Consider the following 2,741-nt stretch of genomic DNA (forward strand, 5'->3'; position numbering starts at 1 on the left):
CTTCGGCCCGCGCACCGTGCTGCAGGACGTGTCGCTGCAGTTGCAGGCCGGTGAGTGCGTGGCCCTGGTGGGCGCCAGCGGCTGCGGCAAGAGCACGCTGCTGCGCATCGTCGCCGGACTCGATCGCGACTACCAGGGTCGTGTGCGGCTGGCGGGCACACCCGTCACCGCGCCCACGCGCGACATCCGCTTCGTGTTCCAGGAGCCGCGGCTGTTTCCGTGGCTCACCGTGGCCGGGAACGTGGCCTTTGATGACGACGCGGCACGCAGCCAGCGCGCGCGGGTGGAAGCGCTGCTAGAAGAAGTGGGCCTGGCCGGCCTGGCCGACCGCCTGCCCAAGCAGCTGTCGGGCGGGCAGGCCCAGCGGGTGGCCATCGCCCGCGGCCTCTTCGTGCAGCCCCGGCTGCTTCTGCTGGACGAGCCCTTCTCCGCCGTCGATGCCTTCACCCGGCTGCGGCTGCAGGCGCTGCTGCGCCGGGTGGCGCAGGCGCATGGCATCACGGTGCTGCTGGTCACCCACGACATCGACGAGGCCGTGGCCCTGGCCGACCGCGTGCTGGTGTTCGAGGCCGACCCCGGCCGCATCGCCGCCCAGCTGCCGGTGGCCCTGCCACACCCGCGCGAGGCCGATGCGCCCGAAGTGGCCGCTGCCGCCCGCGCGGTGCGGCATGCGTTGCACGCGGTGCATGCGCTGTGAGCTCAGCGCCCGCTTTCCCCTCCTCTCCCAACCCCAACCAAAAGAAGACATGAAGACCAAGACCACGCAGCGACGCCTGCTGCTGGGCGGCCTGGCCGCTGCCGTGCTGGCCGCCACCGGCGCCGCCCATGCGCAAGACACCACGGTGCGCATCGCCGTCACCGCCGGCCCGCATGCGCAAATCGCCGAAGTGGCCAGGAAGGTGGCCGCGCGCGACGGCCTGGTGCTCAAGATCGTCGAGTTCCAGGACTACATCCAGCCCAATGCCGCGCTGGACGCCGGCGACGTGGAAGCCAACAGCTACCAGCACAAGCCCTTCCTGGACACGCAGATCCAGGCCCGCGGCTACAAGCTCACCGCGGTGGGGGCCACGGTCACCTTCCCGATGGGCTTTTATTCCAAGCGCTACAAGTCGCTGACCGATCTACCGGCCGGCGCCAAGGTAGGCATCCAGAACGACCCGTCCAACAGCGGCCGCGCGCTGCAACTGCTGCAAAAGGCCGGCGTCATCCAGCTCAAGCCCACGGCCGGCATCAGCGCCACCGTGGCCGACGTGGTGGCCAACCCGAAGAAGCTGCAGATCGTGCAGGTGGAAGCGGCGCAGCTGCCCCGCTCGCTGGACGACCTTGACGCCGCGGCCATCAACACCAACTACGCGCTGCAGGCCGGCCTGGTGCCCACCCGAGACGCCATCGCCATCGAAGCGGCGCAAAGCCCCTACGCCAACCTGCTGGTGGTGCGCACCGCCGACAAGGACAAGCCCTGGGTGCCCAAGCTGCTCAAGGCCTTCCAGTCGCCCGAAGTGCGCCAGCTGGTGGAAGGCCAGTTCAGCGGCTCGATGGTGCCGGCGTTCTGAGATGAAGCGGCCGGCGCCTCCCGGCGCCGGCCTGCAAGCTCACCGCCGACGGCGGTGGGCCAGTTGCTGCACCACGGCCACCATGCGGTCGACTTCTTCGCAGGTGTTGTAGAAGGCCAGTGACGGCCGCACCGTGGTTTCCAGGCCGAAGCGGCGCAGGATGGGTTGTGCACAGTGGTGGCCGGTGCGCACCGCAATGCCTTCCTGGTTCAGCGCCTGGCCCACTTCTTCGGTGCTGTAGCCCGCCAGCACGAAGCTGAGCACGCTGGCCTTGTGGGCCGCGGTGCCCACCAGCCGCACACCGGGGATGGGCCGGATGTGGTGGGTGGCGTAGTCCAGCAGCGCATGTTCATAGGCGCCGATGGCATCGATGCCGATGCGCTCCACGTACTGCAGCGCCGCGCCCAGGCCCACCGCATCGGCGATGTTGCCGGTGCCGGCCTCGAAGCGCGTGGGCGGCCCGTGGTAGACGGTGCGCTCGAAGGTCACGTCGGCAATCATGTTGCCGCCGCCCCGCCAGGGCGGCATGTCTTCCAGCACCTCGCGCTTGCCATACACCGCGCCGATGCCGGTGGGCCCGAAGATCTTGTGGCCCGAGAACACGAAGAAGTCGGCATCCAGCGCACGCACGTCCACCCGCATGTGCGAAACCGACTGCGCGCCGTCCACCAGCGCCCGCGCGCCGGCCGCATGGGCCATGGCCACGATCTGCTGGATGGGCGTGACGGTGCCCAGCGCATTCGACACCTGGGTGCACGAGACGAGTTTGGTGCGCGGGCCCAGCAGCTTGGCGTACTCCGACAGGATGACCTGGCCGTCGTCGTCCACCGGGATCACACGGATCACCGCGCCCTCCTCGGCCGCCAGCTGCTGCCAGGGCACGATGTTGGCGTGGTGCTCCAGGTGCGAGACGATGATCTCGTCGCCCGCTCCGATGTGCTTGGCGCCCCAGCTCTTGGCGATCAGGTTGATGCCTTCGGTGGTGCCGCGCACGAAGATCACCTCGTCCACGCTGCCGGCGCCGATGAAGCGGCGCACGGTTTCGCGCGCGCCCTCGTAGGCGTCGGTGGCACGGGCGGCCAGCGTGTGCGCCGCCCGGTGGATGTTGGAGTTCTCGTGCGCGTAGAAGTACGCCAGCCGGTCGATCACCGCCTGCGGCTTGTGGGTGGTGGCCGCGTTGTCGAACCA

3 protein-coding genes are annotated in these 2,741 nt (G+C 69.7%); 2 read left to right on the forward strand and 1 reads right to left on the reverse strand.

From position 1 onward, the window contains the following. Window positions 1–697 (forward strand): ABC transporter ATP-binding protein (locus tag ABNT58_RS25235; protein WP_348756136.1); only part of this gene is annotated, 697 nt, incomplete at its 5' end. 49 nt (window positions 698–746) lie between these two features. Next, window positions 747–1,553 carry a MetQ/NlpA family ABC transporter substrate-binding protein gene (locus ABNT58_RS25240; RefSeq protein WP_348756137.1) on the forward strand — a complete coding sequence of 269 codons (807 nt, stop codon included), beginning with the start codon at window positions 747–749 and terminating at the stop codon, window positions 1,551–1,553. A 39-nt stretch (window positions 1,554–1,592) separates the two neighbouring features. Here ABNT58_RS25240 and ABNT58_RS25245 read toward each other — a convergent pair. Further along, window positions 1,593–2,741 (reverse strand): family 2A encapsulin nanocompartment cargo protein cysteine desulfurase (locus ABNT58_RS25245; RefSeq protein WP_348756138.1); only part of this gene is annotated, 1,149 nt, incomplete at its 5' end.

The organism is uncultured Aquincola sp., from assembly GCF_964001545.1.
Classification (GTDB): domain Bacteria; phylum Pseudomonadota; class Gammaproteobacteria; order Burkholderiales; family Burkholderiaceae_C; genus Aquincola.

Bases quoted from the DNA above. Each gene is read 5' to 3' on its own strand.
- ABNT58_RS25240 (WP_348756137.1), top strand. From the start codon at position 747: ATGAAGACCAAGACCACGCAGCGACGCCTGCTGCTGGGCGGCCTGGCC.